Source organism: Magnetococcus sp. PR-3 (assembly GCF_036689865.1).
Classification (GTDB): Bacteria; Pseudomonadota; Magnetococcia; order Magnetococcales; family Magnetococcaceae; genus Magnetococcus.
The window spans coordinates 58,065-82,781 of sequence record NZ_JBAHUQ010000004.1 but is presented as its reverse complement, the minus strand read 5'-3'; the positions used below and the strand labels follow the sequence as shown (position 1 = coordinate 82,781).

Below are 24,717 nucleotides of genomic sequence, written 5' to 3'. Positions count from 1 at the left end.
AGAGAGACAACACCACATGGTTGGCTGCATTCTTCAACCCTAGCAACCAACCTGTCATAAGCGATGAAGAAACCACGCCAACCGGCCCGTTGCTTAAAAAGAGGCTTTAACCCACCCCTGAAAATATGTCATGGTGAACAGATCGTTTCTCTTCGCGACATAAATGGTGATACACAACCAAATAGGGTGGCCATGGCAACCTCCTGGACCTTTGAGCTGGATCTACTAAAAGAGCTGTTCAATATCGGCATTGGCCGCTCGGCTGACACCCTGAGTCGCATGGTAGATGATGAAGTTCTCTTTCAGATCTCAGATGCCAAGCTACTCAGCCCAGAGCAACCGGCAACCCACCACACCCCAGAAGAACTGTCCTCTTTTACCGTTCAACTGGCGTTTCACTATCAAATTGATTTCGGTAACCACTCTATCCCCACCATGGTCACCCTACTGGCCAGCCCCGAACGGGTGAACCGGCTGATCGCCCGCCTCTATGGTGAGGCGACCAACACCCATGAGCTGGATGAACCCAGCCGGGATGTCTACCGTACGGTGATGGATCTTTTTGTCTCAACCTGTATGGGGAGTGTCTCTGATCTGCTTGGGGTAACCGTTCGCCAGGAACGTATCTGTTTTGAGAACCATGACCTGGGTGCCCAAGGGCTCGCCTGCCCAGCCAGCAACAACTGTCTCTGTTTGGAAATTGCGTATACCATGCCCAACATTGAACTGGAGGGCCAACTCCACCTGCTGTTTGATGCCGCCTTACTGCCGGATCTCACCGAGCGGTACCAAACCATTTTGGCTCGGGCCGAGGGCTAACCCATGCAAAAACGCCCATCCAGCGATATGAATCTAGGCCCAGGAGAGCTCTTTATCGGCTTTCGCCATGCAAAAGTACGTACCATTCTTGGCTCTTGTGTCTCTGTCACGCTTTACCATAAGGGTCCTCGCCCCATGGGGGCCATCTGCCATGCACGGTTACCCAACTGTGGGCATGATCTGGATGCCGCAACCCTACTTCGGGATGACGACACCCACTACATGGATAGTACCCTGACCTTTATGATCCGACTGTTCCGTGAGATGGGCTTTAAGGATGAAAATGTGGAGGCCAAACTTTTTGGCGGCTCCAATATGTTTGATAAAAAAGCAGGCCCCAGCTTAATTACGGTTGGGTTGCGCAACATACAGACAGCCATGGATATTCTTAACCTTGAAGGCCTGCATCTGGTGAGCTCAGATGTCGGTGGCAGCCAGAGCCGCACCCTACTCTTTGATACCAAAACCGGAGAAGTTTTCATGAAGCGTGGCGGCATGCTGCCCAACGAACAGAGCTAAGGTCACCACCCTATTTTGACCCATAACTCGGCGACTTCAGCCCACCTAATCGGCCCCATAGGTCAGTACCTTCGTTACAGCAGTGCCGTTTTCTCCAGTTCAAGGATTTGATCACGGAAGAGAGCCGCCTGTTCAAAGTTCAGATCTGAAGCGGCATCATGCATCTCTTTTTCCAGCTCTTTAATGCGTTTTTCCAACGCTTTTCCAGCCAGGGGTTGCATACGATCCACTTGGGACTTGGCCTGACCTTTCCCCTTTTTCCCCCGCCCTTTGGCACCAGATGCCGAGCCCGTCTCCATCATCTCTCCCATAACATCCGACACCTCACGTCGAACGGACTGGGGTATAATGCCATGCTCTTCATTGTAGCGGATCTGTATGGCCCGGCGCCGATCCGTCTCCGCCAACGCCCGTTCGATTGAACCGGTTCGCTTATCGGCATAAAGGATGACCCGACCGTCCACGTTTCGGGCCGCCCGGCCAATGGTCTGTACCAAGGAGGTTTCTGAACGCAAAAAGCCCTCTTTATCAGCATCTAAGATCGCCACCAAACCCACCTCAGGAATATCCAGCCCCTCCCGTAACAGGTTAATACCAATCAACACATCAAACTCACCCAAGCGTAGATCACGAATAATTTCCATACGCTCAATGGTATCGATATCCGAGTGCAGATAACGCACTTTGATATCCAGATCCACCAAATAGTCGGTTAAATCTTCCGCCATACGCTTGGTTAAGGTGGTGGCCAGAATACGATGACCATGGGTAATAACCTTTTTGATCTCATGGATCAGATCATCAACTTGATGCTCCACAGGCCGTATTTCAACCTCAGGATCGATCAGACCCGTAGGACGAATAATCTGCTCAACCACCCGTCCATCGGCCTGGTCCAGTTCCCATTGAGCTGGGGTCGCGGAGACATGAATGGTGTGGGGACGCATATCCTCCCACTCTTCAAATTGTAAAGGACGGTTATCCATGGCCGAAGGTAGACGGAACCCATACTCCACCAAGGTGCTTTTTCGTGAACGGTCCCCCCGATACATTGCCCGTACCTGTGAGATGGTCACATGACTCTCATCCACAAACAGCAACGCATCTTCAGGGAGATATTCAAACAGTGTGGGCGGGGGTGCGCCAGGTTTGCGTCCGGTTAAAAAGCGGCTGTAGTTCTCAATACCTGTGCAGTAACCCAACTCCTGCAACATTTCCAGATCCTGGCGGGTTCGGTTTTCCAGACGCTGGGCTTCCAGTAAGTGGCCATGTTTGTGGAAATCCTCCAACCGACTTTTAAGCTCTGTTTTAATGCCCTCCAGAGCTTGTACGATGGTGGAACGCTGGGTCACATAGTGACTGGCCGGAAAAAATGCCGCACTGGGCGCCGCGCCATAGTTCTCCCCCGTTAATGGATCGACTTCACTGATACGATCCACCAAATCCCCAAACAGCTCAACCCGGATCGCACGGGCATCCTCATGGGCAGGAAAAATTTCAAGGGTATCCCCCCGAACCCGGAAAGTACCCCGCTGAAAATCGATATCATTGCGCTGATACTGCATGGCCACCAGCTTACGAATGATCTCACGTTGCTCGATCTCCTGGTCCACCTCCAGCTCCAAAGACATCGCTTCATAAGACTCTGGCGAACCTAAACCGTAAATACAGGAGACCGACGCGACAATGATGACATCCCGCCGGGTAAGCAGGGCACGGGTTGCAGCATGGCGCATACGGTCAATCTGTTCATTGATGGAGCTATCCTTCTCAATGAAGGTATCGGTACGGGGGACATAGGCTTCAGGCTGGTAGTAGTCATAATAAGAGACAAAATATTCCACCGCATTATTTGGAAAAAAGGCTTTCATCTCGCCATACAACTGCCCCGCCAGGGTTTTGTTGTGGGCCAAAATGATTGCGGGGCGGCCAGAGCGCTCGATAACATTGGCCATGGTAAAGGTCTTACCAGAACCGGTAACCCCAAGCAGAACCTGATCTTTTAGGTTTTCTTCCAAACCATCCACAAGCTGTTCAATCGCCTGTGGCTGATCCCCCTGGGGTTCATACTCAGAAACCAGATCAAAGCGAGCAAGATCAGCACGCATGGGAAAGCTCCACTTCTGTTACCAACATGGGTGTTGAAAGCGCATGACAGTAAGCGTATAAAGGGCGGGTCATCTTCTTATAACGTATAGGAGTTTCGTGAATCATGGGTATTTTGTCGAATCGTGTTGCCAAGGTTAAACCCTCTGCGACATTGGCAGTAACTGCCAAGGCCAAAGAGCTTAAGGCAGCCGGACGTGATGTTATTGGCCTCGGTTCCGGCGAGCCCGACTTTGACACGCCCGATCACATTAAACAAGCGGCTATCGAAGCCTTGAATGAAGGCTACACCAAATATGTCGCCGTTGCAGGCATGCCAGAGCTGCGCACCGCCATCGCCAAAAAATATGTGGATGAGACAGGCTGTGACTACACTGCGGATAACACCGTGGTTACCGTGGGTGGTAAACAAGCCTTCTTCAATTTGGCACAAGCTACGCTGAATGAAGGGGATGAGGTTATCATTCCAGCCCCTTATTGGGTCTCCTACCCTGACATGACATTGCTGGCCGATGGTACGCCTGTCATCGTCAACACCCAAGAGAGCAATGGCTTTAAACTAACCCCAGCTGAGCTGGAAGGTGCCATCACCTCACGCACCAAATTTGTGGTGATCAACTCCCCTTCCAACCCCACAGGCAATGCCTATAGTATTGCCGAGCTGAAAGCCATTGCGGAGGTTCTGCGTAAGCATCCTCATGTCTGGGTGATCAGTGACGACATCTATGAAAAAATTGTCTATGACGGTTTTGAGTTCGCCACGCTGGTCAAGGTTGCACCTGATCTGCAAGATCGCACCGTTATTCTTAATGGTGTGGCCAAAGCCTACTCCATGACCGGTTGGCGTATTGGTTATGCCGTCGGTCCCGCAGATGTCATTAAAGCCATGGCCAAGATCCAGGGGCAAAGCACCTCCAACGCAACCTCTTTCGCCATGAAAGGCGCTTTGGAAGCGATCACCGGACCTCAGGATTGTGTTGAGCCTATGCTCAAAGCCTTTAAAGAGCGCCGTGACTATGTGGTTGGCCGTCTTAACGCCATGCCTGGTGTAAGCTGCCTGACCCCAGAGGGTGCTTTCTATGTGTACCCCAATGTTGCGGGCCTGGTTGGTAAAAAAGCACCAGATGGCACCGACCTAAAAGATACTGTAGCATTGGCCTCCTGGATGCTGGAAGCTGAGGGCGTAGCTGTGGTTCCAGGTGTGGCCTTTGGTCTAGACCCTTACCTGCGTCTCTCCTATGCCACCAGCATGGAAGATCTGGTTAAAGCTATGGATCGCATTGAAAAAGTCGCTAAACAGCTAAACAGCTAAACCATACGGTTAAGCTTTTTATCGTAGAAAAGGGTGTGTCCCCATGGACACACCCTTTTTTTTACCCACCCGCATACCCCCACTTAGCTCATCCCTCCCTCGCCTTCCACCTCTCATCATCCATCCCCTTACACCCGACACCCAACCTGCTCTCCATGCCCAGGTAAGCCACCGGCTAGAACTTATACCTTTATTCCTAATCTAAGGATCTGAGGACCAACAGGTTGAGGTAGAACACACCAATGCAGAACTTTGTGACTGAAGAGGATCAGCATTTGTCATGCCGATGCGTATACCATACCTTTTCTCTTGTATGACGCTTGTCCTGGCGTTGATTGGTATCATACCCACCTCAGCCTTAGCCAAGCAGAATGTGGTGTTACAGCTCAAATGGTTTCACCAGTTTCAGTTTGCAGGCTATTACGCGGCACTGGAGAAGGGGTTTTATCGTGAAGAGGGGCTAGAGGTTGAAATCCGCCAAGGAGGCCCTCAGATCCAGGTGGATCAAGAGGTGCTGAGTGGACGGGCTGAGTTTGGCATCCTGGCTTCCGAACTCATTAAAAAACGCATTGATGGCAAGCCCTTGGTCTTATTAAGCGTGATCATCCAGCACTCAACCCGCGCTCTTATGTTTAAAGCCGACCAAAACATTACAAAACCAGCTGATTTAATTGGAAAAAAAATAATGCTGAACCGGAGTGAACTGGCTGAGTTTTTGGCCATGTTCCGACAGGAAGGTATTGATCCCAAAAAGCTGTTCATTCTATCCAAGGATTGGCGCGCCAATGAAAAACTGATCTCTGGCGAGATCGATGTCATCAATGGCAGCATGGCCAACCAACCCTTTATATTTAACAGCAAAAATATCGCTGTCGACATGCTAAAACCCTTTGATTATGGGGTCGATTTCTATGGAGATAGCCTTTTCACTACACAGGCATTTTTAAAAGACAACCCCAAACAGGTCGCAGCCTTTAGGCGGGCATCCCTCAAAGGTTGGCAGTACGCGTTTAACCATGTGGATGAGATGATCGAGCTTATCCAAAAGCGCTATGCCAGCAAAAAATCCACACAACAGTTAACCTATGAAGCCCAAACTCTACGACAGCTCATACTCCCGGATATGGTGACATTGGGGCACATCAACCCAGAGCGCATTCAACGTATTGCCGAGACCTATCAAACATTAGGCATTGTTGATCGTTCCCTAGATCTCGACGCTTTTATTTATGCCCCCCCAACACACCACGATACCTATGATATCCAGCATATACTTTGGGCGGGTGTCCTGGTCCTGTTGGCCACAACCTTACTCTTGGCCCTATGGCGGCATTTATCTTTGCGCAGCATGCATGTTGCCCTACATCAAACCCACCAGCAGTTAAAACAAGCTTTGGAAACCGCACAGGAGAGTGAATCCCGCTACCGTGCCCTCTTTGAAGGTAGCCAAGCTGTGGAGCTATTAATCAACCCCAAAAATGGGCAGATTGAAGATGCCAACCCCAGTGCCCAGCACTTTTATGGGTATAGCCATGCTGCCCTATGCCAACTAAGAATTTATGATCTAAGCCTCTCTCACCCCACACGTATAGAACAGGAGATGTCTCAAGCCAGTCGCAGCACCCAATCCCCCCTACACTGCCAGCATCGGTTAGCATCCGGGCAGACCCGTCATATTGAAATGTACTCTGGCCCCATCACCATCCAGAACCAGAGGCACCTCTATGCCATTATTCATGATGTAACCGAGCGCATTAAGACCCAGCAGCAGCTTGAAGATGCCCGGAAACAGGCGGAGCAGGCCAACCGTGCAAAGAGTGCTTTTTTAGCGGTGATGAGCCATGAAATTCGCACCCCTTTAAATGCCATTTTGGGCATGACCGATGTACTCCTAGACTCATCCATGCATGAAAAACAGAAAACACAGCTTGCGGTCATTAACCAATCCGGCATGGATCTGCTGGCTCTTATAGAGGATATTTTAGACCTTACCCAGATTGAGTCGGGTACCATGCTTATGTATTACAACCCGATCGACCTGCAAACACTGGCACACACCTGTATTCAGCGTCATCTTTCACGCGCCATGGATAAAGGGTTAACACTCTTCCACCGTATTGATCCAGCCGTGCCCGAGCAGGTGATGGGGGACCCCAAACGCTGGCAACAGATTTTAGATCATCTGCTGGATAACGCGCTTAAGTTTACCGAGCAAGGTGAGGTCATTTTACAGATCTCACTAACAGCCCCCTGTCATATACATTTTTCAGTCTGGGACACGGGTTTGGGGATTCCCCCTGAGCAACAACAGACCATTTTCGCCCCATTCACCCAGGTTGACGGCAGCCAAACCCGAGCTTTTGGCGGTATGGGTTTAGGTCTCTGTTTATGTAAAAAGCTGGTTGACCGTGCAGGGGGTAAAATCTGGGTAGAGAGCAAGCTAAGCCAGGGCAGTGTCTTCAACTTCACCCTACCCCTGCTCACATACGAAGCAGAGAATGAGACAACAGCAGGTAACGAGCCACCCCAACCTGCCCCATCTAGCCCCTGTGCATGCTCTATCCTGCTGGCGGAAGATATCGACTCCAATGCGCTGGTGATCACCGCATTTTTAAGCCAAACCCCCCACCACGTTGAGCAAGTCACCGACGGGCAGCAGGCACTGGACCAGATCCAGTCTGGCAAAAACTACGACCTCATCCTTATGGATATTCAAATGCCGCAGATGGATGGCCTGGAAGCCACCCGTCAAATTCGCAACTGGGAACGTTCCATGGGCACACCCCATATCCCGATTGTGGCCCTAACCGCCCACACATTGGAGCAGGATGAGCAGCTCGCCCTTAAGGCAGGCTGCAATGCTTATTTAACCAAGCCCATCAGTAAACGCAGCTTGCTTGATACCATTTTACGTTATGGCGGCTAACGTTGTATCGACCAAACCCGATACAACGCCTGAATTGATACCACATCACCACCCCAGCCTGACCGGTACAGGTGCGTTCCCCCCCCTTCAGCAGGCTACCAGGACTACCCCTTTGTCCCCATTGCCCAAAGCGGGGTTCTTCTTATTAGAGGCGAATGTGATAACGCCGACGCCCACGCCTTTACTTCTACGTTGCTCGGTGTGCCACAAAACGCAACCGCACATAATCCGCCATCCAGTTGCCGCTTGTATCCATGAGACACGGTTTAAGCAAAGCCTCCACTTCGGCATAAAAGTGATCACGATCCATATCCGGTGCTAAGGCCAAAAAAGGGTCCGCAAAGGTTGATAGCCATCCACGTATCCCTTCACCCAAAGGTGTTGGCCGTGGGGTCAGCTGAATATTCTCGACCACAAACCCTGCTTTTTCCAATAACTGCCGGTAGTTTTCAGGGGTGGGAAAGAACCATGGGTGCTGAGCGGTATGGTTAGGATTATGCTGTTTCAGCACACCATTAATGGCCGTTATAATCGCCGCCACATTACCATAGCCCCCAAACTCCCCAACAAACCGACCCTTTGATCTTAAATGCGCATGAACCGACCGCAACACAGCATCGGCTTGGGGCATCCAGTGCAGTGCCGCATTGCTCAAGACAGCATCAAACTCGTGGGACAGGGTAAAATGCTGACCATCGGCCTGAACCACCTTCACCCCTTTTTTAGAAGCCTGTTCAAGCAGTTCTGAAGAGCTATCCAACCCCACCACATGGGCGCCCTGCGCCATCAACTGGGCCGCCAACACCCCATCACCACACCCTAAATCAAGCACCTTCTTTCCGTTCACCTCTCCAAGCAACGCCAGCAGCGGCCTGCCCAGCTCAGCCACATACCCCCCGTGATTGGCGTAAAGATCAGCCTGCCATGATTGCTTGGCCTTAATATCTGCTTGCATAACCCAAAGGTATCCTCTCGTTCCAAGGGAAGGCCCCTTCCCTATCTAAAAAACTGAATCTGCACCGCTTGTGTTCAACACACCCTACCCTAAACACCTAGGACACCGATCACCCACTTGTTATGCTTAATCCGGCTTTGATCGTGGTTGTAAGCAGTCCTTGGCGACCAGACCGACCCGCCCCATGCTTGAGCGTGACCCGTAAGGATGTAACCTGATTACGTCACCCATGCCACACGCTGTAGATATTCTACCCCTTCTACGCGTGAATCAGGGTAACATGGCACCAGGAACTACTTGGGAGAGAACAAAAAATGACATCACCTAACCGACGCTTTTTATTATTAAATTATTATGCCACACCGGTATAAAACCCTGGCCAAGCTTGTGTTGCTGTTTGGGCCAATGATATGGATCAGTTTGATGATCTGGCGGGACGATTGGAAACAGGCGGCACATTGGTTAATCACCAACGATCAACCGGTGATGGCCGATGCGATTGTGGTGCTGGGTGGTGGCATTCCGACCCGCCCCAAAAAAGGTTTTGCCCTACTTGACCAGGGGTGGGCACCACAATTAATTTTTGTTGGGGATAACCGCTTAACGCTCCAACAAATTGGGCGCTATTACTGCAACATCTGCGATTTTAAGCGGCCAGATGTACACATACTTGGCGCGACCCTCAGCACCCATGAGGATTTACGGACAGTACGCACACATCTCAAGCCAGGGGCTTATAATAAGATTCTTTTGGTGACGGACCCCTACCACACCCGCCGGGCGCGTATTTTAGCAACACGCTTATTTGCAGCCCAAGATATGCAGGTTCATGTCATCAGCAGCCAAGGCTACTTTAAACTCAAACGTCCAGATACACCGTGGTGGAAAGATACCCTAACCCTAAGAACAGTGGTGAGTGAATGGATTAAACTCCTGATCTACACACCACTCATATGGATTATTGGCTGGTAGCTAGCACGCGTCATCCTGCAACCATGCTTCAATATCCTCTTGATCCGGCAACCCGCCACAATGAACCAACGTGTGATCAACCACCACACCCGGCATGGATCGCATCTGGTAGCGACGCATAAGGTCAGGGTCTCCACTATGGTGAAGATCAATCTCTACCCCTAACCGTTCGGCATGCATCTCAATAAGGTCACAGGTGGTTTTGCAGCTTTTACAACCACTGCCCAGAACCATAATATGCTTCACAGCTCTCTCCTCACCCACACTGACCATCAGAAGAACAGCGGTTTGGCCGATTTTCCATCACATCCAAGCGTTTTCGGTCTTCATGGTGCGGACTATCTATCGCCAAGCCCTGATGAACAGCTTTTAAAAGGTCTATGGCCCACAGAGGGAGTTGAGGGTGGATTTGATAATAGATCCATTTCCCCTCACGGCGCCCTTGTATGAGTTGACTGTTCTTTAAGAGTGTTAAATTACGAGAAATCTTAGGCTGTATGATATCCAGCCCATGACTGATCTCACAGACACACAGCTCACCTTCTGCCAACAGCAGCATCAATGCACGTAGACGTATGCCATCCACCAACATTTTCAGCACGGTTTCTGGAATCAAAAGATCAGACATGACAGCTCAACCACTCCCGCCAGGTTGTCATTAACAGCATCCACGTATCATAAAAACAAGCCGCCCATTAGACCATAAAAAACGGGTGGCCTATTCAAGACCACCCGTCCAGCAACAGGGGTAAACCCGATCCTGTTGTGCGCTTATTCGACAACAATCTTAGGCATCTTGGGGGCACTGCCACCGGCTTCCAGCTTGGCTTTAACCGCTTTGGCAATTTCACCATACTGCTTGGCCTGGGGTGAGTCAGGCCGTGCAACGACGATGGGCTTACCGGAGTCGGAATCCTTACGAATATCTTCGCTGATTGGAATATGACCCAGGAAGGCCATACCTGTATTTTCCGCTTCCTTCTCAGCACCACCATGGGAGAAGATCTCTGCGCGATGTCCGCACTCAGAACACTCATAATAGGACATATTTTCAATAATGCCCAACACAGGTGTCTCCACCTTTTTAAACATGTTCACCCCTTTACGCACATCGGCCAGGGCAACATCTTGAGGGGTCGAAACAATGACCACACCACTCAAAGGAACCTTCTGGGTCAGGGTCAACTGGGCATCACCTGTCCCTGGGGGAAGATCGATCACCATATAATCCAACTCACCCCAATCGATATCCCGCAACAGCTGCTCTACAGCCATACCGACCATGGGACCGCGCCAGATCATGGGTGTATCTTCTGGCATGAAGAAACCCATGGACATGATCTTTACCCCATATTTTTCCATGGGGGTAACCTTCTCACCTTTTTCAGCCTCAATACGGGGCATGCTCATCACACCCATCATTCGAGGCAGACTTGGACCATAGATATCGGCATCCAAAATACCCACCCGGGCACCTTGTTGATGCAGCGCCAACGCCAAGTTCATGGTTGTGGTGGATTTACCCACACCACCTTTACCGGAAGCCACAGCGATGACCTGTTTGACACCAGGGATTAAAGGCTCAGCTTGCTGCTGAGGATTTCCACTCATATTCACAGTTAAACGCTCCACGCCAGCAATGGCACTCAAAATTTGTGTGCACTGTTCTTTTAAGGGTTCGATATGGGGTACAGTCGCTTCGCTGATCAGCAGATCAAACTCCACCGCCCCCCCATCAATCTTGATGTTTTGTACAGAGCCCGATGAGACAATATCCCGACCTACGCCGGGATCTACCACCATGCGCAGGGCATCAAGAATCTGCGGCTCTGAGACATTCGTCATCCATTCAACTCCTACCATCATCTCACAAAGAGATTTTTCTATAACCGACCAAAGCATATAGAGACCACAGCCTGCGTCAAGCTTCGGTTTATTCTTATTAGTTGCTGCTGTAGACAGCTGGTGGTGGATGAAATTCCCAGTCAGGGGTCACTTTTTATTTTTATACCCCATAAAAAAAGATAACCCAACATTAGAACAACCCTATATAAGCAAAAGGTTTAATCTGTTACATCTTTGTTTTATTTAATAATTTAACACATATACCTGAGTGTTACATGGCATTTGCACTAGACATTATATACACCATTTTGTAAAGTGATTGGCTGTGTAACTGCCCTATTAAGCACGCGCTAAATTTTGCAGCGCCAAATTTTTATGCTAACGTTGGCAGTCATGTTATGCAGGGGTGATGTCTTATCTTCATCCTTGCGGTTGAAGGGGTCACCAAAGGTGGCTGGCTCCACTAAGCAAGGCAAAGTTCGCCTAACAACCGGGACAAAGTTGCTATGACCGAAGTCTCCTTTTCCAACTTTATGTTGATCCTGATCAGCACAGTGTTTGTGAACAACTATGTGCTGGCCAAGTTTCTTGGTGTCTGTCCCTTTTTGGGGGTATCCAAGAAGGTCGAAACAGCGGTAGGCATGACCTATGCGGTGATGTTTGTGATGACCCTGGCTGCGGTTATTTCGTGGCTGGTGCAGCACTTTATTCTCACTCCGCTGGATTTGGGCTATCTACAGACCATCTCCTTTATCTTGATCATCGCCTCTTTGGTGCAGTTAACCGAAATGGTGGTGCATAAGACCTCCCCCGTGCTCTATGCATCCTTGGGGATCTTCCTGCCGTTGATCACCACCAACTGTGCCGTTTTGGGTGTCGCTCTGCTGAACATTCAGCAAGAGAACAGCTTCATCAATGCCAGTATCTACGGTGTTGGTGCCGGTCTTGGTTTTGGTCTGGTCATGATTCTCTTTGCCGGTATGCGGGAACGCGTGGATCTGTCCGATGTTCCAGAACTGTTTAAGGGCTCCCCCATCTCTTTGGTCAATGCGGGTCTTATGTCCTTGGCATTTATGGGTTTTGCCGGGCTGGTCAAATAATCGATCTTAAGGAGGGCTAAACGATGATTGAAGCGGTTAGCGCTGTGATGAGTGTAGGTGGTATGGCCCTGTTTGCCGGTTTGGGCTTGGGCTATGCAGCCAAGAAGTTTCATGTAGAGTCTGATCCCATTGTGGAAAAATTGGAAGCCATTCTTCCTGCCACCAATTGCGGTATGTGTGGGCACCCTGGTTGCGCCCCCTATGCCCAAGCGGTCACCGAAGGGGAGGCCATTAATCTGTGCACCCCAGGTGGTAAAGCGGTGATGGAACAGATTGCTGAAATGCTGGGTGTCTCCCCTGCAAGTATGGAAGATGAAGGCCCCACCATTGCCTACATCAATGAAGATGATTGCATCGGTTGCACCGCGTGCATTAAGGCTTGCCCGGTGGATGCCATTATTGGTGCCAACAAGCAGTCCCATACCGTCATTGCTGTGGAGTGCACCAGCTGCCAGCTCTGTATTGAGCCCTGCCCCACCGATTGCATTACCATGGAACCGGTTGAGGTTGGTCTCTACGATTGGGAGTGGAACAAACCAGCTGGTCCCAACACCTCGGTACACTAAGTGTCGTTTTTTTGCGGTTTATGGCGTTTGCAAGCGTCATAAACGTTAACCCCATTCGATCCGACGTCTAACCCGGCGTTTTGTAAGGAGATCCCATGGGAATTTTGCAACAGGTGATTCGCGCCTTTCATGGTGGCGTTCACCCCGATGAAAATAAAGATCTGACCGCTGCTTGTGGTATTGAGTCCATGCCGATGCCGGCCAAGCTCTATGTCCCCCTGCATCAACACATTGGTCGCCCATGTGATCCCGCAGTGGGTATTGGCGACAAGGTGTTAAAAGGACAGATCATCGGCAAACCGGATGGTTTTATCTCGGCCCCGGTTCACGCCCCCACCTCGGGTACCATTACCGACTTTGTAGAGCACCCAGTGGGTCACCCTTCTGGTCTGCCCATGCTCTGTGCGGTGTTGGAGACGGATGGTGAAGACACCCAAATTGAGGGTCTAAAAGGGGTTGAAGATCCCTTTTCCCTGGAGCCCGCACAAATTCGGGACGCCGTACGAGAAGCGGGTATTGTTGGCCTGGGTGGCGCAACCTTTCCCAGCCACGTCAAGCTTTCCCCCCCTGGTGAAAAGGTGGTGGAACTGCTGGTGCTTAATGGTGTGGAGTGTGAACCCTATCTGACCTGTGATGCTCGCCTTATGGAAGAGCGTACTGAACAGATTGTGCAGGGTATTCAGATCATGCTGCACGCGCTGCAAACCAAGCAGGCTGTGATCGGTATTGAGGATAACAAGCCTGCAGCCATCGCGGCCATGAAACGGGCGGTGGATGGTGAGAAAAACATAACCGTTCAGGTCCTGCCGGTTATGTATCCACAAGGGTCCGAAAAACAGCTGATTGAAGTCCTCACAGGACGGCAAGTTCCCTCAGGCGGCCTACCCATTGATGTGGGGGTGGTTTGCCACAACGTGGCCACCGCCATTGCCATTAAAGAAGCGGTTGTTAATGGTCAGCCCTTAACCAAACGTGTGGTGACCGTGACGGGTCGTGGTGTTGTACGCCCAGCCAATGTCGAATGTTTACTGGGCACCACGGTTGAGGACCTCCTGCAGCAGTGTGGTGGTACCAAACCCAGCATGACGAAGCTGGTGATGGGTGGCCCCATGATGGGTGTGGCCCTACACAGCCCAAAAGCCCCTGTTGTAAAGGGCACATCCGGTCTATTGGTCTTGGAAAAACAGGAGACCACGGATAGTCCTGAGGGCCCCTGTATTCGATGCGCCAAGTGCGTCCATGTCTGCCCCATGAGCCTGATGCCTAATGAGATGGCTTGGCTCTCTAAAAATGAGCAGATGGACGCCCTGGCCGAGCATGACCTGTTTGACTGTATTGAGTGCGGCACCTGTTCCTATGTCTGCCCCTCCTCTATTCCATTGGTACACTATTTCCGCTATGGCAAGTTTGCCATTGAAGGGAAAAAGCGCGCCAAGCACCGCTCCGACCTGGCCAAGGTACGTACAGAGGTCAAAGAGAAGCGGGTGGCTAAAGAGAAGGCCGAACGCGAAGCCAAAAAAGCCGCGATGAAGGCCAAGCGGGAAGCCGCAGCGAAGGCTAAAGCAGAGGCTGCAGCAAAAGAAGGCGCCGCACCCGCAGATGCCGCTACCGAGGCACCCGCGGGGGATGATAAAGCCGCTAAAATTGCCAAAGCCAAAGCAGCGGCCGCAGCCGCACGGGCCGCCAAAGCGAAAAAAGCTGGTGGTGCTGAGGATGCACCGGCGGATGATGATAAAGCTGCTAAAATTGCCAAAGCCAAAGCAGCCGCAGCCAAAGCTCGTGAAGCCAAAAAAGCACGCGAGGCCGCTGCTGCTGGTGAGACTGCTCCTGCAGAGGAAGCACCTGCAGATAGTGTGGCGGATGAGAAGGCAGCTAAAATCGCCAAAGCCCGTGCAGCCGCAGCCAAAGCCAAAGCGGCTAAAGCAGCTCGAGAGGCCAAAAAGGCCCAAGAGGATGCTGGCGAATAATCAACACTCTGACTCCATTTTGGAGCGGTTTGGATAAGGCCAGCTGTGATGCGTCTGGCCGAAGCGGAGCGATGACGCTCCACCCAAGAAGCTGGGAAGAAAGCTTATGAATCTCATGACCTCTTCGTCTCCCCATGTACATGGGGGGGACTCGGTCGACAAGGTGATGATGACTGTCATCTACGCCTTAGCACCTGCAACCTTTTTGTCCATCTTTCTGTTTGGCTGGCCTGCCTTATTGGTGATTTTACTCACCGTAGGTTCATGCGTCGCCACAGAGCGCTGGACCAACCACCTGCGTAAACGTCCTTCAACGATTGGGGATAACTCAGCTATTTTGACGGGACTGCTGCTGGCACTGACCTTACCACCCCATTCACCTTGGTGGATCTGTGTGGTTGGTGGTGTATTTGCCATTGGTGTTGGTAAATCCATCTATGGCGGTCTGGGTTTTAACATGTTTAACCCAGCCCTGATTGCCCGGGTCTTTTTGTTGATCTCGTTCCCTGTAGAGCTCACCACATGGCCTGAGATCAGCCCCATTTTCCAAGAGGGTTCCTTCTCCCTGGCGCAAAGCTTCTCGATCATCTTTGCCGGTGACTATGGTGCCATCTCTCTGGATGCCATTACAGCTGCGACACCGCTGGGGCAGTACAAAGTAGAGACGGGTATGGGCAAAACCGTCGCCGAAGCACTGGGTGGGGATTACGGTTACAGTATTTTCCATACCTTTGCCGGAGATATTGGGGGTTCACTGGGTGAAACCTCGGCCTTATTCCTGCTGGCTGGTGGTGTTTGGATGATCCAACGTGGTCTGATCACGTGGCATATTCCGATCTCCATGATTTTGGGCACGCTCATACCCGCCACACTGATGTGGTTGATCAATGGTGATCTCTACCCTGATCCCGTGTTTCATCTGATTACAGGTGGTTTGATCCTTGGTGCCTTCTTTATGGCGACCGATATGGTGACCTCTCCTGTAACGACCAAGGGCATGCTGATCTTTGGTGCCTCCTGTGGCATCTTGACCTATGTGATCCGTACCTGGGGGGGCTACCCTGAGGGGGTTTCCTTTGCCATTGTGATCATGAACACAGCAGTTCCCCTTATTGATCAATACACCAAGCCTGTGGTTTACGGTAAATCCAAGAAGGAGAAGGCCAATGCCTAGTTTTATTCGCATGGGCCTGGTGTTGATGGTGGTGGGCGCAGTGGCAACCTTTGTGCTCTCCTCCTTGAATACAGTAACGGCACCGATCATTGCTTATGAAATACGTATGGAGACCTTGCGGGCGCTGCAAAATGTTCTTCCCCAAGGCTATGATAATGATCCGGTCGAAGACACCATTATGATCTCGGATCGTGCACTGAACAAAAAAGCTACGCCGGTTAAGGTCTACCGGGCCCGTAATGGGGAGGCGCCCTTGGCGGCAGCCTTTATGGTCACGGCACCTGATGGGTACTCCGGTGATATCAAAACACTTATGGCCGTAACCAGCGATGGGACCGTAACGGGTATTCAGGTAATTGCCCATGCAGAGACCCCAGGCCTAGGTGATAAGATCCAAGCCAATATCTCTGATTGGCCATTAACCTTTAAAGGTAAGACCCAAGACAACATCAAGTGGGGTGTTAAAAAAGATGGCGGTTATTTTGACCAGTTTGCTGGGGCCACCATTACACCACGTGCTGTTGTGAACTCGGTGAAACGGGGTTTGGACTTCTTCATGGATAACCGTGAAAAGTTCTTTGTCGCAGCTCCGGTTGCCGCACCAGCCCCCCAACCCGCGCAAGCGGCTCAATAGGCTGCTAAGGAGCGTGAGTCATGAGTGACATAACCAATCGCGAAATTATTGCCAATGGCTTTTGGAACAACAACGTGGTGTTTGCCCAGTTGTTGGGTATGTGCCCTCTGTTGGGTGTAACCACCACAGCCATGAACGGTATCGGTATGGGCATGGCATCTTTGGTGGTGGTGTTAGGGGCCAACATTGTTGTCTCGCTGGTACGAAGCTACATTCCCTCTGAGGTTCGTATTCCCAGCTACATCATCATCATTGCATCCTTTGTGACCATCGTGGACTTGACCATGAATGCCTGGATGCATGATATGCATAAAATCCTGGGTCTGTTCATTCCACTGATTGTGGTGAACTGCGCAATCTTGGGCCGTGCTGAGGCTTTTGCCAGCCGTAATACGGTTTCTAAAGCGGCTGTTGATGGTATTGCTTCAGGCCTTGGTTTTACCTTTGCACTGTTTGCACTGGGCGCCGCCCGTGAAATCCTAGGTGCAGGGCAACTATTTGGCTATGACATACTGTCCTGGACGGGCTTCCATCCTGCTCTGGGCTTTGTACTGCCCCCCGGCGCCTTTATTGCCCTGGGTTTTATTCTGATGGGGGTTAAGTGGATCGATCAAAAAAGGGAAGAGGCCGCAGCAAAACGGCCTAAACCTAAAGAGGAAAAGGCCGACGAGCCTGCACCAGAAGCGGCTTAAAAGCCGATTTAAAAAAAACCCGCCGCCCGATTGGACGGCGGGTTTTTTTATGGGCGTTTGCACGGTGATAGCTTAAGTCAGCCTACCCCGTTGCCTACACCCGTATTCTCTTGGGCTAAGTAGCCACCGCACACAGATCATGGGCCTGTGTGTATAAAACCATACTGGTCGTGAGCGATCGCCCGTTCATGCCGCACACTACTTAAGAACCGACCACTACAGTAGTGCTCTTAAAAAGAGACCAATCAGGCACGTTTAGGCAGTAGAAACGGACCACGGCTGCATGATATGTATTCCCCTGTGGCATGCCATCCTATAGACTATTAGCCACTGAAAACTTAACGGTCAGCGATGGTGCCTCACCCAAACCCTGCCCATACCAAGGTTCGCCCGGTGCGTCTTAGCCCATATTTGAGACTTTAGGCAGGTTCTGCTCTAGTTTTAGACACCACACTAGGCTTTTAATGCTATGCATACCCGTCTCTTTAAAACCTCAGACGCCACTGCGCTTTGTGAGATATTCCAGCAAGCCGTTCTTCAACTGGGGCCTAGCTATTATAATACGGAACAGGTTCGCATCTGGGTTAACCGCACTCCAACTCCGCAGGCCATGGCACAGCGTATGTCAGATGGCCGTTTTGTAAGAGTTGCTGTGGATGACCAAAACAACCCCATTGGGTTTATGGATCTTGAACAAGATGGGCACATTGATTTGTGCTACATACACCCTGACTGGGCAAGAAGAGGTGTTGGCTCAACCTTATTGCATGAGATAGAGCAATTTGCCCTACACGCCCACTACCCCAAGCTCTATAGTGAAGTTAGTGAAGTCGGCAAACCCTTTTTTTTACGGCGATCGTTTAAGTGTCTGCACACGCGCCATTTATGTATCGATGGTATTAACATTCACAATTATGCTTTAGAAAAACCATTAACGCCTTCTTAAGCCACCCCTATACAACACTGCCTGTAAGCCGCTTGATGCGCGAATCTGCTCGGTGGAGAGTTAGAGACACACCGTTGTTACGCCGTCCATGCATGAGAGCAAAGGAACCCAGCTAGATTCGCTTTGACGCAGCTTGGTCCAAACCCTGGTCGTTGGTCGTATCTTTCTCTCAAGGGTAGGACCTTGAACAAACTTTAAGCATTGGAGCTTCCACATTAGATCGGTTTGGGCCTGGATCTGAAAAAAGCATGGCTTGATCTGCTTGGCTGTATTGATGCCTGCTGCTGGCTATGTTAATTTTTCTCTCTTTAGTTCAAGTTTCCCTACCCCCCTTCGGAGTCGGACATGTCCGTTACCAAAGAGACTGTACAACACGTGGCCAACTTGGCCCGTTTAGAGTTCAATGAGGAGGAGACCGAGCGGTTTACCGAGCAAATCTCCCGTATCACCGACCTCATGGATGAGCTGGGCAAGCTACCCACAGAGGGTGTATTACCCATGTCCCACGCCGTCGATATGGCCATTCCTCAACGAGAAGATGTCGTCACCAATGGTGATACCCGTGAGGCTATGTTGGCCAACGCACCTGAGGCCGAAAATGGCCACTTCCGCGTCCCCAAAGTGATCGAATAATCGGAGCATAAACCGTGGCACTCAATAAACTGACTCTACGTGAAGCTTCCGATAAGCTTGCTGCCAAGGAGATCTCCTCGGTAGAGCTGACCCAGTCCTGTCTGGATCAGATCGAGAAGCATGATAAAAACATCAATGCCTTTGTCACCGTCGATACTGAAAAAGCACTGGCCGCGGCTAAAGCTGCGGATGCACGTATCGCCGCAGGTAATGCCGCCCCGATGACGGGAATACCCATTGCCCACAAGGATATTTTTAATACTGCAGACATGCGCACCACCTGCTCATCTCGCATGTTGGAAAATTTCGTCCCACCGTTTGATGCCACCATCACCACCAATTTGCGTGAAGCAGGTGCGGTGATTTTAGGTAAAGCGAACATGGACGAATTTGCCATGGGCTCTTCCACAGAATCCAGCCATTTTGGTGCTTCGATCAACCCATGGGATACGGAGCGTACGCCGGGGGGATCTTCGGGCGGTAGTTCAGCGGCCGTGGCAGCCAACATGGCCATCTGTGCGACTGGTACCGATACGGGTGGCTCTATTCGTCAGCCTGCGGCCTTTACAAACCTCACGGGGATGAAGCCAACTTACGGCCGTTGCTCACGCTTTGGTATCATCGCTTTTGCCTCTTCTCTGGATCAGGCTGGGCCCATGGCCCGTAGCGCCGAAGATGCCGCCATGTTGCTCAGCGTCATGGCCAGCTATGACCGTAACGACTCTACCTCCATTAATGCCCCCGTGCCTGATTATACCCAGGCGTTAACGGGTGAGGTTAAAGGGCTCAAAATTGGTATCCCTTCAGAGTACTTCGGTGAAGGGCTGGATGATGAAGTACGGGCCGCTGTAGAAGCCGCACAGGCTCAGTACCAGAGCATGGGGGCTGAGTTAGTACCCATCTCTATGCCCAACAGTAATTATGCCATCCCCACCTACTATATCATCGCCCCAGCTGAAGCTTCCTCCAACTTGGCGCGCTATGATGGGGTCAAATATGGTTACCGCTGTGACGACCCTCGGGATATCCGCGATCTCTATTTCCGTAGCCGTTCAGAGGGATTTGGCGAAGAGGTTAAGCGGCGTATCATGCTGGGCACTTATGTGCTCTCATCCGGTTACTACGATGCCTATTATCGCAAAGCTCAAAAAGCCCGCCGGTTAATCTCCAATGAGTTTAAGGAAGCTTTTGAGAAGGTTGATGTCATCCTGACCCCCACCACGCCCTCAACAGCCTTTAAATTTGGTGAGAAGGATGATCCCATTCAGATGTACCTGTCTGACATCTACACCATTAACGGCAATCTGTCCGGTCTACCCGGGATCTCAGTCCCTTGTGGTTTTGATGGCAAGGGCCTACCCATCGGCCTACAGCTGATCGGTAAAGCTCTGGATGAAGAGACCCTGCTGCGTAGTGCAGATGCCTACCAGCGTGAGACCGACTGGCACACCCGCCGTGTCGACCTGGGCTAATCAGACCAACGAACGAGATAAACGGATATCATCATGAGTATTGATCCGGCATATGAGATGGTCATTGGGCTTGAAGTACATGCCCAGGTCCTGACAAAATCAAAAATCTTTTGTGGCTGCCCCACTGAGTTTGGTGCCGAAGCCAACACCCAGATCTGCCCCATTTGTAGCGGCTTTCCTGGTGTTCTTCCGGTGTTGAACAAAGAGGTGGTCAACATGGCCATCAAAACCGGTTTGGCCATTGAGGGAGAGATTCGCCAAGAAAGTGAATTTTCCCGCAAAAACTATTTCTACCCTGACCAGCCCCCTGGCTATCAGATCACACAGTTTGAACTGCCTATTGTTGAACACGGCAAAGTTCTGATCGAAGATAAGGATGTGCCCGCCAAGACCGTGGGGGTTACCCGTATCCATATGGAGGTCGATGCCGGCAAATCCATCCATGAAGGGGTGATTGGTGGTACCTGGGTAGACTTGAACCGGACCGGTGTTCCGCTCATGGAGATTGTCTCAGAACCCGACATGTCGACACCGGAGGAAGCAGGCGCCTATTTGAAAAAACTGCGCTCTATCGTCCGTTACTTAGAGGTGTGCGATGGCAATATGGAGCAAGGCTCCTTCCGTTGCGATGCCAACGTGTCGGTCCGTAAAAAGGGTGATCCAAAACTGGGTACCCGCTGTGAGTTAAAAAACCTTAACTCTATCCGTAACGTCATGCGGGCTATTGAGATCGAAGCCGAACGCCATATCGATATTCTAGAAGACGGGGGCAGCATCACCCAAGAGACCCGCCTTTACGATGCGAACAAGGGCGAAACCCGTTCCATGCGTAGTAAAGAGGACGCCCACGATTACCGTTATTTCCCTGAGCCAGACTTGCCCCTATTGGTGCTGAGTGATACGCAGATCGAAACCATACGCGACACGCTGCCTGAGCTACCAGATGCTAAACGGGAACGGTTTGAGTCTGAATATGGGCTCTCCCATTATGATGCCTCGGTGCTCACCACCAGCAAACGTCTTTCTTACTACTATGAAACGGTGGTAGAGACCGTTAAAGCAGGTAAGCAGGATGATCCTAAAATCTGCGCCAACTGGGTAACTGTTGAGCTGTTAGGCCTGCTTAACAAAGAAGGCAAAGAGATTGATGCCTCACCCGTCAGTGCTGAAAACCTCGCCAAAATGGTCATTCGTATTCTGGACAAAACCATCTCTGGTAAAATTGCCAAAGAGGTGTTTGCCACTATGTTTGAGTCGGGGGATGATCCTGACAGCATCATTGAGAAAAAAGGGCTCAAGCAGATCACCGATAGCGGTGCAATTGAATCAGAAATTGATAAAGTGCTTGAGGCCAATGCCACCCAAGTTGAGCAGTACAAGGGGGGGCAACAAAAGCTCTTTGGCTTCTTTGTCGGCCAAGTTATGAAAGCAACCCGTGGTAAGGCCAACCCTGGGGAAGTGAATAAGATCCTTAAACAGAAGCTGGGCGGATGAGCCGCCCCAGGCGCATACTGTACGAACTACTCTTCGTCGTGGTGGTTGGTTCTGTCGCCGCCATCTTTTTCATGTCCAACCACTTGGATCCAGCCCCTTACAAAGAGAAGGTGGTGAAGACCCTTGAGGCTGTGACTGGAAAAAAAATATCTGTAGGGGGGGTGAGCTTCACCCCTTCTGCAGGTGTGACCTTGCGCCTGGAACAGTTTAAAGTACTGGATGAAAACCCCGATGCCCCGCCTCTTCTGCATGTAGAAGCCCTGGATCTTGGGGTGGGATTGGCTTTTTTGATGGATCAGACCCCCACGTTCAGTTCCGTGGTTATGGTTCGTCCCACCATTCATTTAACCACACAAAGCCCTGACCAAACCCCCCTTGAGCTGCTGCAGCAAGATGCCCAACGTGCCCAGCGCATGCTCCAGGAGTTGTTCGAGGATCTCAGCGGATTCCACCTTGGCCGCCTAGAGATCCGCAGTGGTACCATTGCCATCCACTCCTCTGAGGGGGAGCAAAAGCCTGTCGTTATTGACCAGCTTCTGGTTAACATGCTGGAGCTTGGTCCTACGCGGGAATCAACCCTGCGTGTGCTGGGACGTTTTCAACGTATTCCCTTTACCATTACCGGTCGTGTCGGTCCCTTACCTATGAACCGGGACCTCACCACCATGCCCATTCTACTGAATGCCGATGCCAAAACGGTGGAGATCAGTCGTCTTTCTGACATTTTGCCCAATCTGCCGAGCCATACACAAATTGCACGAGGTAATGCCACGGCCCTGGTTCATGGCACGTTGGAAAAAGGGCTAACCAGTGCGATCAATATTGAGTTGGATGATTTTCAAACCCAGACCCAACCCGATGCGCAGGGAAAGAGCATACCCCTCCCGCCTTTAGATCTAACGCTCCGGCAAAAATCGACCCTACGCATGAAGAACAAAGCGTTGGAGTTAACTATCCAGGAGTTCTATCTGCATCAGGATAGCCGCCCTCTGCTGGAGATTTCTGGTCGCGCCTCTATGCGGCGGGGTATCAGTGCCAATATAACGCTCAAGAGCCTTAGTCCCTTTCCTGTGGTACTGCTACCCCATCGCTTACGTGATCCTTTAGCCCTGCACGAAGGGGAGGTCACAGGCTATTTAAAGGTACAAGGCAGTTACCCCCAGCGTCTCACCCTATCCACCGAGTTAGACTTGAGTGGAGCGGCCTTAAAACGGCTACCTTATGTTCATAAGGCAGAAGGCCTACCTTTAACAATCCGTAGCCGGGTCATGGCGACAGATCTGGGCGCCCAACTTGAAGCTTTGACCATTTCACAACCTCAGAGCCCCAATATTTTCAAGCTTTCTGGCGCCTTATCGCCCAGCCCTCAACTACGGGCCGTGGGACGATGGAAGTTAGAGCAGCTGCCAGAGATCTTTCCAAACCTAAAAACCTGGCAGCCCCAAGGACAAGCGCACATTGAGTTACGCTTACAACAAGGTGAACATGGCCAGAGCCCTTTTGAAGTCAGTGGGCAAATTCGCGCCCCCGAAGGCAAGCTGGATAAATGGCCCTGGGAGAAGCTGACACTCTTTTTCAACAGCGATCTTACCACCCATTTCACCATATCCCGTATGCAGCTCAACATGGCAGATGGGCACCTATCTGGGCTAGCCCACATACGAGATACAGAGACCGCCCCGGCGCTACATGCCTTTATCAGCGGGCAAGGTATCTCGGTTGAAAAATTACAACAGGCGGTCACCGAACAAGCTTCCCTGCTTGAACGCATTGACCCCACCACGGCCCCACCTCAACGTCAATTAAATGTACAGGGTCTACTGTTTGGCGAAGGGGAGATTCACATGCAAATGAATCCATCGGGCACCTTAATGGAATCCAATATTCTAGCCAGTGCCGATCTACGTATTGAACCCGGACAGGTCGTAGGCATTGATGGTCCATTAATGGTGGCGGGTATACTGGATGGCAGCCTGGATAATATGGTTATTGCTTCAGAACATGGCCGAATGTCTTGGGATAGCCTACAAACTCATTTGATTTACCATAATGGTGATCTGGATCTTAAGCGCTTTCTGATCAACGCTGGAGAACTACATATCGTTGGCGAAGGGGCCATTCAATCTTCAGGCAAACATCAATTTGATATCCGCTTAAGTCATCCCGGTTCATGGTTAAACGCCCCCCCCTCCACACCCATTTTCATGCAAGTCACAGGGCGGGCAGACACCCTAAAAGTTGAAATTTCTGAGTTACAACCCACCCCTCAACCATAAAATTCATCGGACACCTTACACATCTAAAGCACGATACGTTCTCCTATATGCATGCGCTCGGTTTATAACAGACAACACATGATCAAGCATATACATCTTTAATCATGCAAAACAGATACCTATTTCTCCTATCTGTACATACACTCCATTAGATATAACCCCCCCTTATGCACTGCAAAACTTTTAATTCCCTCACAGCTCGTCTATGCTCTTTTAGTATAGCTTACGGTTAATTAGCTGCATTTTTTGAGAATATATGGTCAAAGTTGACACATGTACAACTCGACCAAAAATGGCGATTTAGACTCA

21 protein-coding genes are annotated in these 24,717 nt (G+C 50.9%); 16 read left to right on the top strand and 5 right to left on the bottom strand.

Annotated elements, in window-relative coordinates; translation table 11 throughout:
* Positions 1-192 precede the first annotated feature (192 nt).
* On the top strand, positions 193-819 hold the full coding sequence (locus V5T57_RS04350) for a hypothetical protein (protein WP_332889942.1): 627 nt from the start codon (positions 193-195) through the stop codon (positions 817-819).
* A gap of 3 nt (positions 820-822) precedes the next feature.
* Entirely contained in the window at positions 823-1,338 is a 516-nt protein-coding gene (locus V5T57_RS04345; RefSeq protein WP_332889941.1) for a chemotaxis protein CheD, read from the top strand.
* 74 nt (positions 1,339-1,412) lie between these two features.
* On the opposite strand, the gene uvrB is transcribed toward V5T57_RS04345, so the two are convergent.
* On the bottom strand, positions 1,413-3,446 hold the full coding sequence (gene uvrB / locus V5T57_RS04340) for an excinuclease ABC subunit UvrB (RefSeq protein WP_332889940.1): 2,034 nt from the start codon (positions 3,444-3,446) through the stop codon (positions 1,413-1,415).
* A gap of 104 nt (positions 3,447-3,550) precedes the next feature.
* On the opposite strand from uvrB, the gene V5T57_RS04335 reads away from it, so the two are divergent.
* Both V5T57_RS04335 and V5T57_RS04330 read left to right on the top strand, forming a co-directional pair.
* Entirely contained in the window at positions 3,551-4,756 is a 1,206-nt protein-coding gene (locus V5T57_RS04335; RefSeq protein ID WP_332889939.1) for a pyridoxal phosphate-dependent aminotransferase, read from the top strand.
* Between the two features lie 280 nt (positions 4,757-5,036).
* Complete coding sequence (locus V5T57_RS04330) at positions 5,037-7,682, top strand: ABC transporter substrate-binding protein (protein WP_332889938.1); 2,646 nt, start codon at positions 5,037-5,039, stop codon at positions 7,680-7,682.
* Between the two features lie 187 nt (positions 7,683-7,869).
* On the opposite strand, the gene V5T57_RS04325 is transcribed toward V5T57_RS04330, so the two are convergent.
* A complete protein-coding gene (locus tag V5T57_RS04325) occupies positions 7,870-8,637 on the bottom strand; it encodes a class I SAM-dependent methyltransferase (protein WP_332889937.1) in 768 nt (255 codons plus the stop codon).
* 423 nt (positions 8,638-9,060) lie between these two features.
* Here V5T57_RS04325 and V5T57_RS04320 point away from each other — a divergent pair, with 423 nt between their 5' ends.
* Complete coding sequence (locus tag V5T57_RS04320; RefSeq protein ID WP_332889936.1) at positions 9,061-9,609, top strand: YdcF family protein; 549 nt, start codon at positions 9,061-9,063, stop codon at positions 9,607-9,609.
* Here V5T57_RS04320 and V5T57_RS04315 read toward each other — a convergent pair whose 3' ends face one another.
* The 3 genes from V5T57_RS04315 to apbC form a co-directional block, all read right to left on the bottom strand.
* Positions 9,610-9,855, bottom strand: a complete 246-nt coding sequence (locus V5T57_RS04315) for a thioredoxin family protein (RefSeq protein WP_332889935.1) — start codon at positions 9,853-9,855, stop codon at positions 9,610-9,612. It lies immediately after the preceding gene.
* Between the two features lie 10 nt (positions 9,856-9,865).
* The gene (locus V5T57_RS04310) at positions 9,866-10,237 is read right to left on the bottom strand and encodes a metalloregulator ArsR/SmtB family transcription factor (protein WP_332889934.1); all 372 of its coding nucleotides are present in this window, start codon (positions 10,235-10,237) and stop codon (positions 9,866-9,868) included.
* 143 nt (positions 10,238-10,380) lie between these two features.
* The gene (gene apbC, locus V5T57_RS04305) at positions 10,381-11,454 is read right to left on the bottom strand and encodes an iron-sulfur cluster carrier protein ApbC (protein WP_332889933.1); all 1,074 of its coding nucleotides are present in this window, start codon (positions 11,452-11,454) and stop codon (positions 10,381-10,383) included.
* Between the two features lie 506 nt (positions 11,455-11,960).
* Here apbC and rsxA point away from each other — a divergent pair.
* The 11 genes from rsxA (at position 11,961) to V5T57_RS04250 (ending at position 24,408) form a co-directional block, all read left to right on the top strand.
* Complete coding sequence (gene rsxA, locus V5T57_RS04300) at positions 11,961-12,554, top strand: electron transport complex subunit RsxA (protein ID WP_332889932.1); 594 nt, start codon at positions 11,961-11,963, stop codon at positions 12,552-12,554.
* Between the two features lie 23 nt (positions 12,555-12,577).
* Entirely contained in the window at positions 12,578-13,120 is a 543-nt protein-coding gene (gene rsxB, locus V5T57_RS04295) for an electron transport complex subunit RsxB (RefSeq protein ID WP_332889931.1), read from the top strand.
* Positions 13,121-13,215: 95 nt separating this feature from the next.
* Positions 13,216-15,087 carry an electron transport complex subunit RsxC gene (gene rsxC, locus V5T57_RS04290; protein ID WP_332889930.1) on the top strand — a complete coding sequence of 624 codons (1,872 nt, stop codon included), beginning with the start codon at positions 13,216-13,218 and terminating at the stop codon, positions 15,085-15,087.
* A gap of 106 nt (positions 15,088-15,193) precedes the next feature.
* Positions 15,194-16,261, top strand: a complete 1,068-nt coding sequence (locus tag V5T57_RS04285) for an RnfABCDGE type electron transport complex subunit D (RefSeq protein ID WP_332889929.1) — start codon at positions 15,194-15,196, stop codon at positions 16,259-16,261.
* Positions 16,254-16,895 carry an electron transport complex subunit RsxG gene (gene rsxG / locus V5T57_RS04280; RefSeq protein ID WP_332889928.1) on the top strand — a complete coding sequence of 214 codons (642 nt, stop codon included), beginning with the start codon at positions 16,254-16,256 and terminating at the stop codon, positions 16,893-16,895. Before V5T57_RS04285 ends, rsxG begins: the two co-directional genes overlap by 8 nt.
* A gap of 20 nt (positions 16,896-16,915) precedes the next feature.
* A complete protein-coding gene (gene rsxE, locus V5T57_RS04275) occupies positions 16,916-17,587 on the top strand; it encodes an electron transport complex subunit RsxE (protein WP_332889927.1) in 672 nt (223 codons plus the stop codon).
* Between the two features lie 469 nt (positions 17,588-18,056).
* Positions 18,057-18,533, top strand: a complete 477-nt coding sequence (locus V5T57_RS04270) for a GNAT family N-acetyltransferase (protein WP_332889926.1) — start codon at positions 18,057-18,059, stop codon at positions 18,531-18,533.
* 345 nt (positions 18,534-18,878) lie between these two features.
* A complete protein-coding gene (gatC, locus tag V5T57_RS04265; protein WP_332889925.1) occupies positions 18,879-19,166 on the top strand; it encodes an Asp-tRNA(Asn)/Glu-tRNA(Gln) amidotransferase subunit GatC in 288 nt (95 codons plus the stop codon).
* Positions 19,167-19,180: 14 nt separating this feature from the next.
* Positions 19,181-20,638 carry an Asp-tRNA(Asn)/Glu-tRNA(Gln) amidotransferase subunit GatA gene (gatA, locus tag V5T57_RS04260; RefSeq protein WP_332889924.1) on the top strand — a complete coding sequence of 486 codons (1,458 nt, stop codon included), beginning with the start codon at positions 19,181-19,183 and terminating at the stop codon, positions 20,636-20,638.
* 33 nt (positions 20,639-20,671) lie between these two features.
* Positions 20,672-22,132 carry an Asp-tRNA(Asn)/Glu-tRNA(Gln) amidotransferase subunit GatB gene (gene gatB / locus V5T57_RS04255; RefSeq protein ID WP_332889923.1) on the top strand — a complete coding sequence of 487 codons (1,461 nt, stop codon included), beginning with the start codon at positions 20,672-20,674 and terminating at the stop codon, positions 22,130-22,132.
* Positions 22,129-24,408 (top strand): DUF748 domain-containing protein, encoded by a 2,280-nt coding sequence (locus V5T57_RS04250; protein ID WP_332889922.1) that lies wholly within the window; start codon positions 22,129-22,131, stop codon positions 24,406-24,408. The genes gatB and V5T57_RS04250 overlap by 4 nt, the downstream gene beginning before the upstream one ends.
* Positions 24,409-24,717 lie beyond the last annotated feature (309 nt).

Coding starts and splice junctions, on each gene's coding strand:
- V5T57_RS04350 (WP_332889942.1), top strand. CDS start 193: ATGGCAACCTCCTGGACCTTTGAGCTGGATCTACTAAAAGAGCTGTTC.
- V5T57_RS04345 (WP_332889941.1), top strand. CDS start 823: ATGCAAAAACGCCCATCCAGCGATATGAATCTAGGCCCAGGAGAGCTC.
- uvrB (WP_332889940.1), bottom strand. CDS start 3,446: ATGCGTGCTGATCTTGCTCGCTTTGATCTGGTTTCTGAGTATGAACCC.
- V5T57_RS04335 (WP_332889939.1), top strand. CDS start 3,551: ATGGGTATTTTGTCGAATCGTGTTGCCAAGGTTAAACCCTCTGCGACA.
- V5T57_RS04330 (WP_332889938.1), top strand. CDS start 5,037: ATGCCGATGCGTATACCATACCTTTTCTCTTGTATGACGCTTGTCCTG.
- V5T57_RS04325 (WP_332889937.1), bottom strand. CDS start 8,637: ATGCAAGCAGATATTAAGGCCAAGCAATCATGGCAGGCTGATCTTTAC.
- V5T57_RS04320 (WP_332889936.1), top strand. CDS start 9,061: ATGATCTGGCGGGACGATTGGAAACAGGCGGCACATTGGTTAATCACC.
- V5T57_RS04310 (WP_332889934.1), bottom strand. CDS start 10,237: ATGTCTGATCTTTTGATTCCAGAAACCGTGCTGAAAATGTTGGTGGAT.
- apbC (WP_332889933.1), bottom strand. CDS start 11,454: ATGACGAATGTCTCAGAGCCGCAGATTCTTGATGCCCTGCGCATGGTG.
- rsxA (WP_332889932.1), top strand. CDS start 11,961: ATGACCGAAGTCTCCTTTTCCAACTTTATGTTGATCCTGATCAGCACA.
- rsxB (WP_332889931.1), top strand. CDS start 12,578: ATGATTGAAGCGGTTAGCGCTGTGATGAGTGTAGGTGGTATGGCCCTG.
- rsxC (WP_332889930.1), top strand. CDS start 13,216: ATGGGAATTTTGCAACAGGTGATTCGCGCCTTTCATGGTGGCGTTCAC.
- V5T57_RS04285 (WP_332889929.1), top strand. CDS start 15,194: ATGAATCTCATGACCTCTTCGTCTCCCCATGTACATGGGGGGGACTCG.
- rsxG (WP_332889928.1), top strand. CDS start 16,254: ATGCCTAGTTTTATTCGCATGGGCCTGGTGTTGATGGTGGTGGGCGCA.
- rsxE (WP_332889927.1), top strand. CDS start 16,916: ATGAGTGACATAACCAATCGCGAAATTATTGCCAATGGCTTTTGGAAC.
- V5T57_RS04270 (WP_332889926.1), top strand. CDS start 18,057: ATGCATACCCGTCTCTTTAAAACCTCAGACGCCACTGCGCTTTGTGAG.
- gatC (WP_332889925.1), top strand. CDS start 18,879: ATGTCCGTTACCAAAGAGACTGTACAACACGTGGCCAACTTGGCCCGT.
- gatB (WP_332889923.1), top strand. CDS start 20,672: ATGAGTATTGATCCGGCATATGAGATGGTCATTGGGCTTGAAGTACAT.
- V5T57_RS04250 (WP_332889922.1), top strand. CDS start 22,129: ATGAGCCGCCCCAGGCGCATACTGTACGAACTACTCTTCGTCGTGGTG.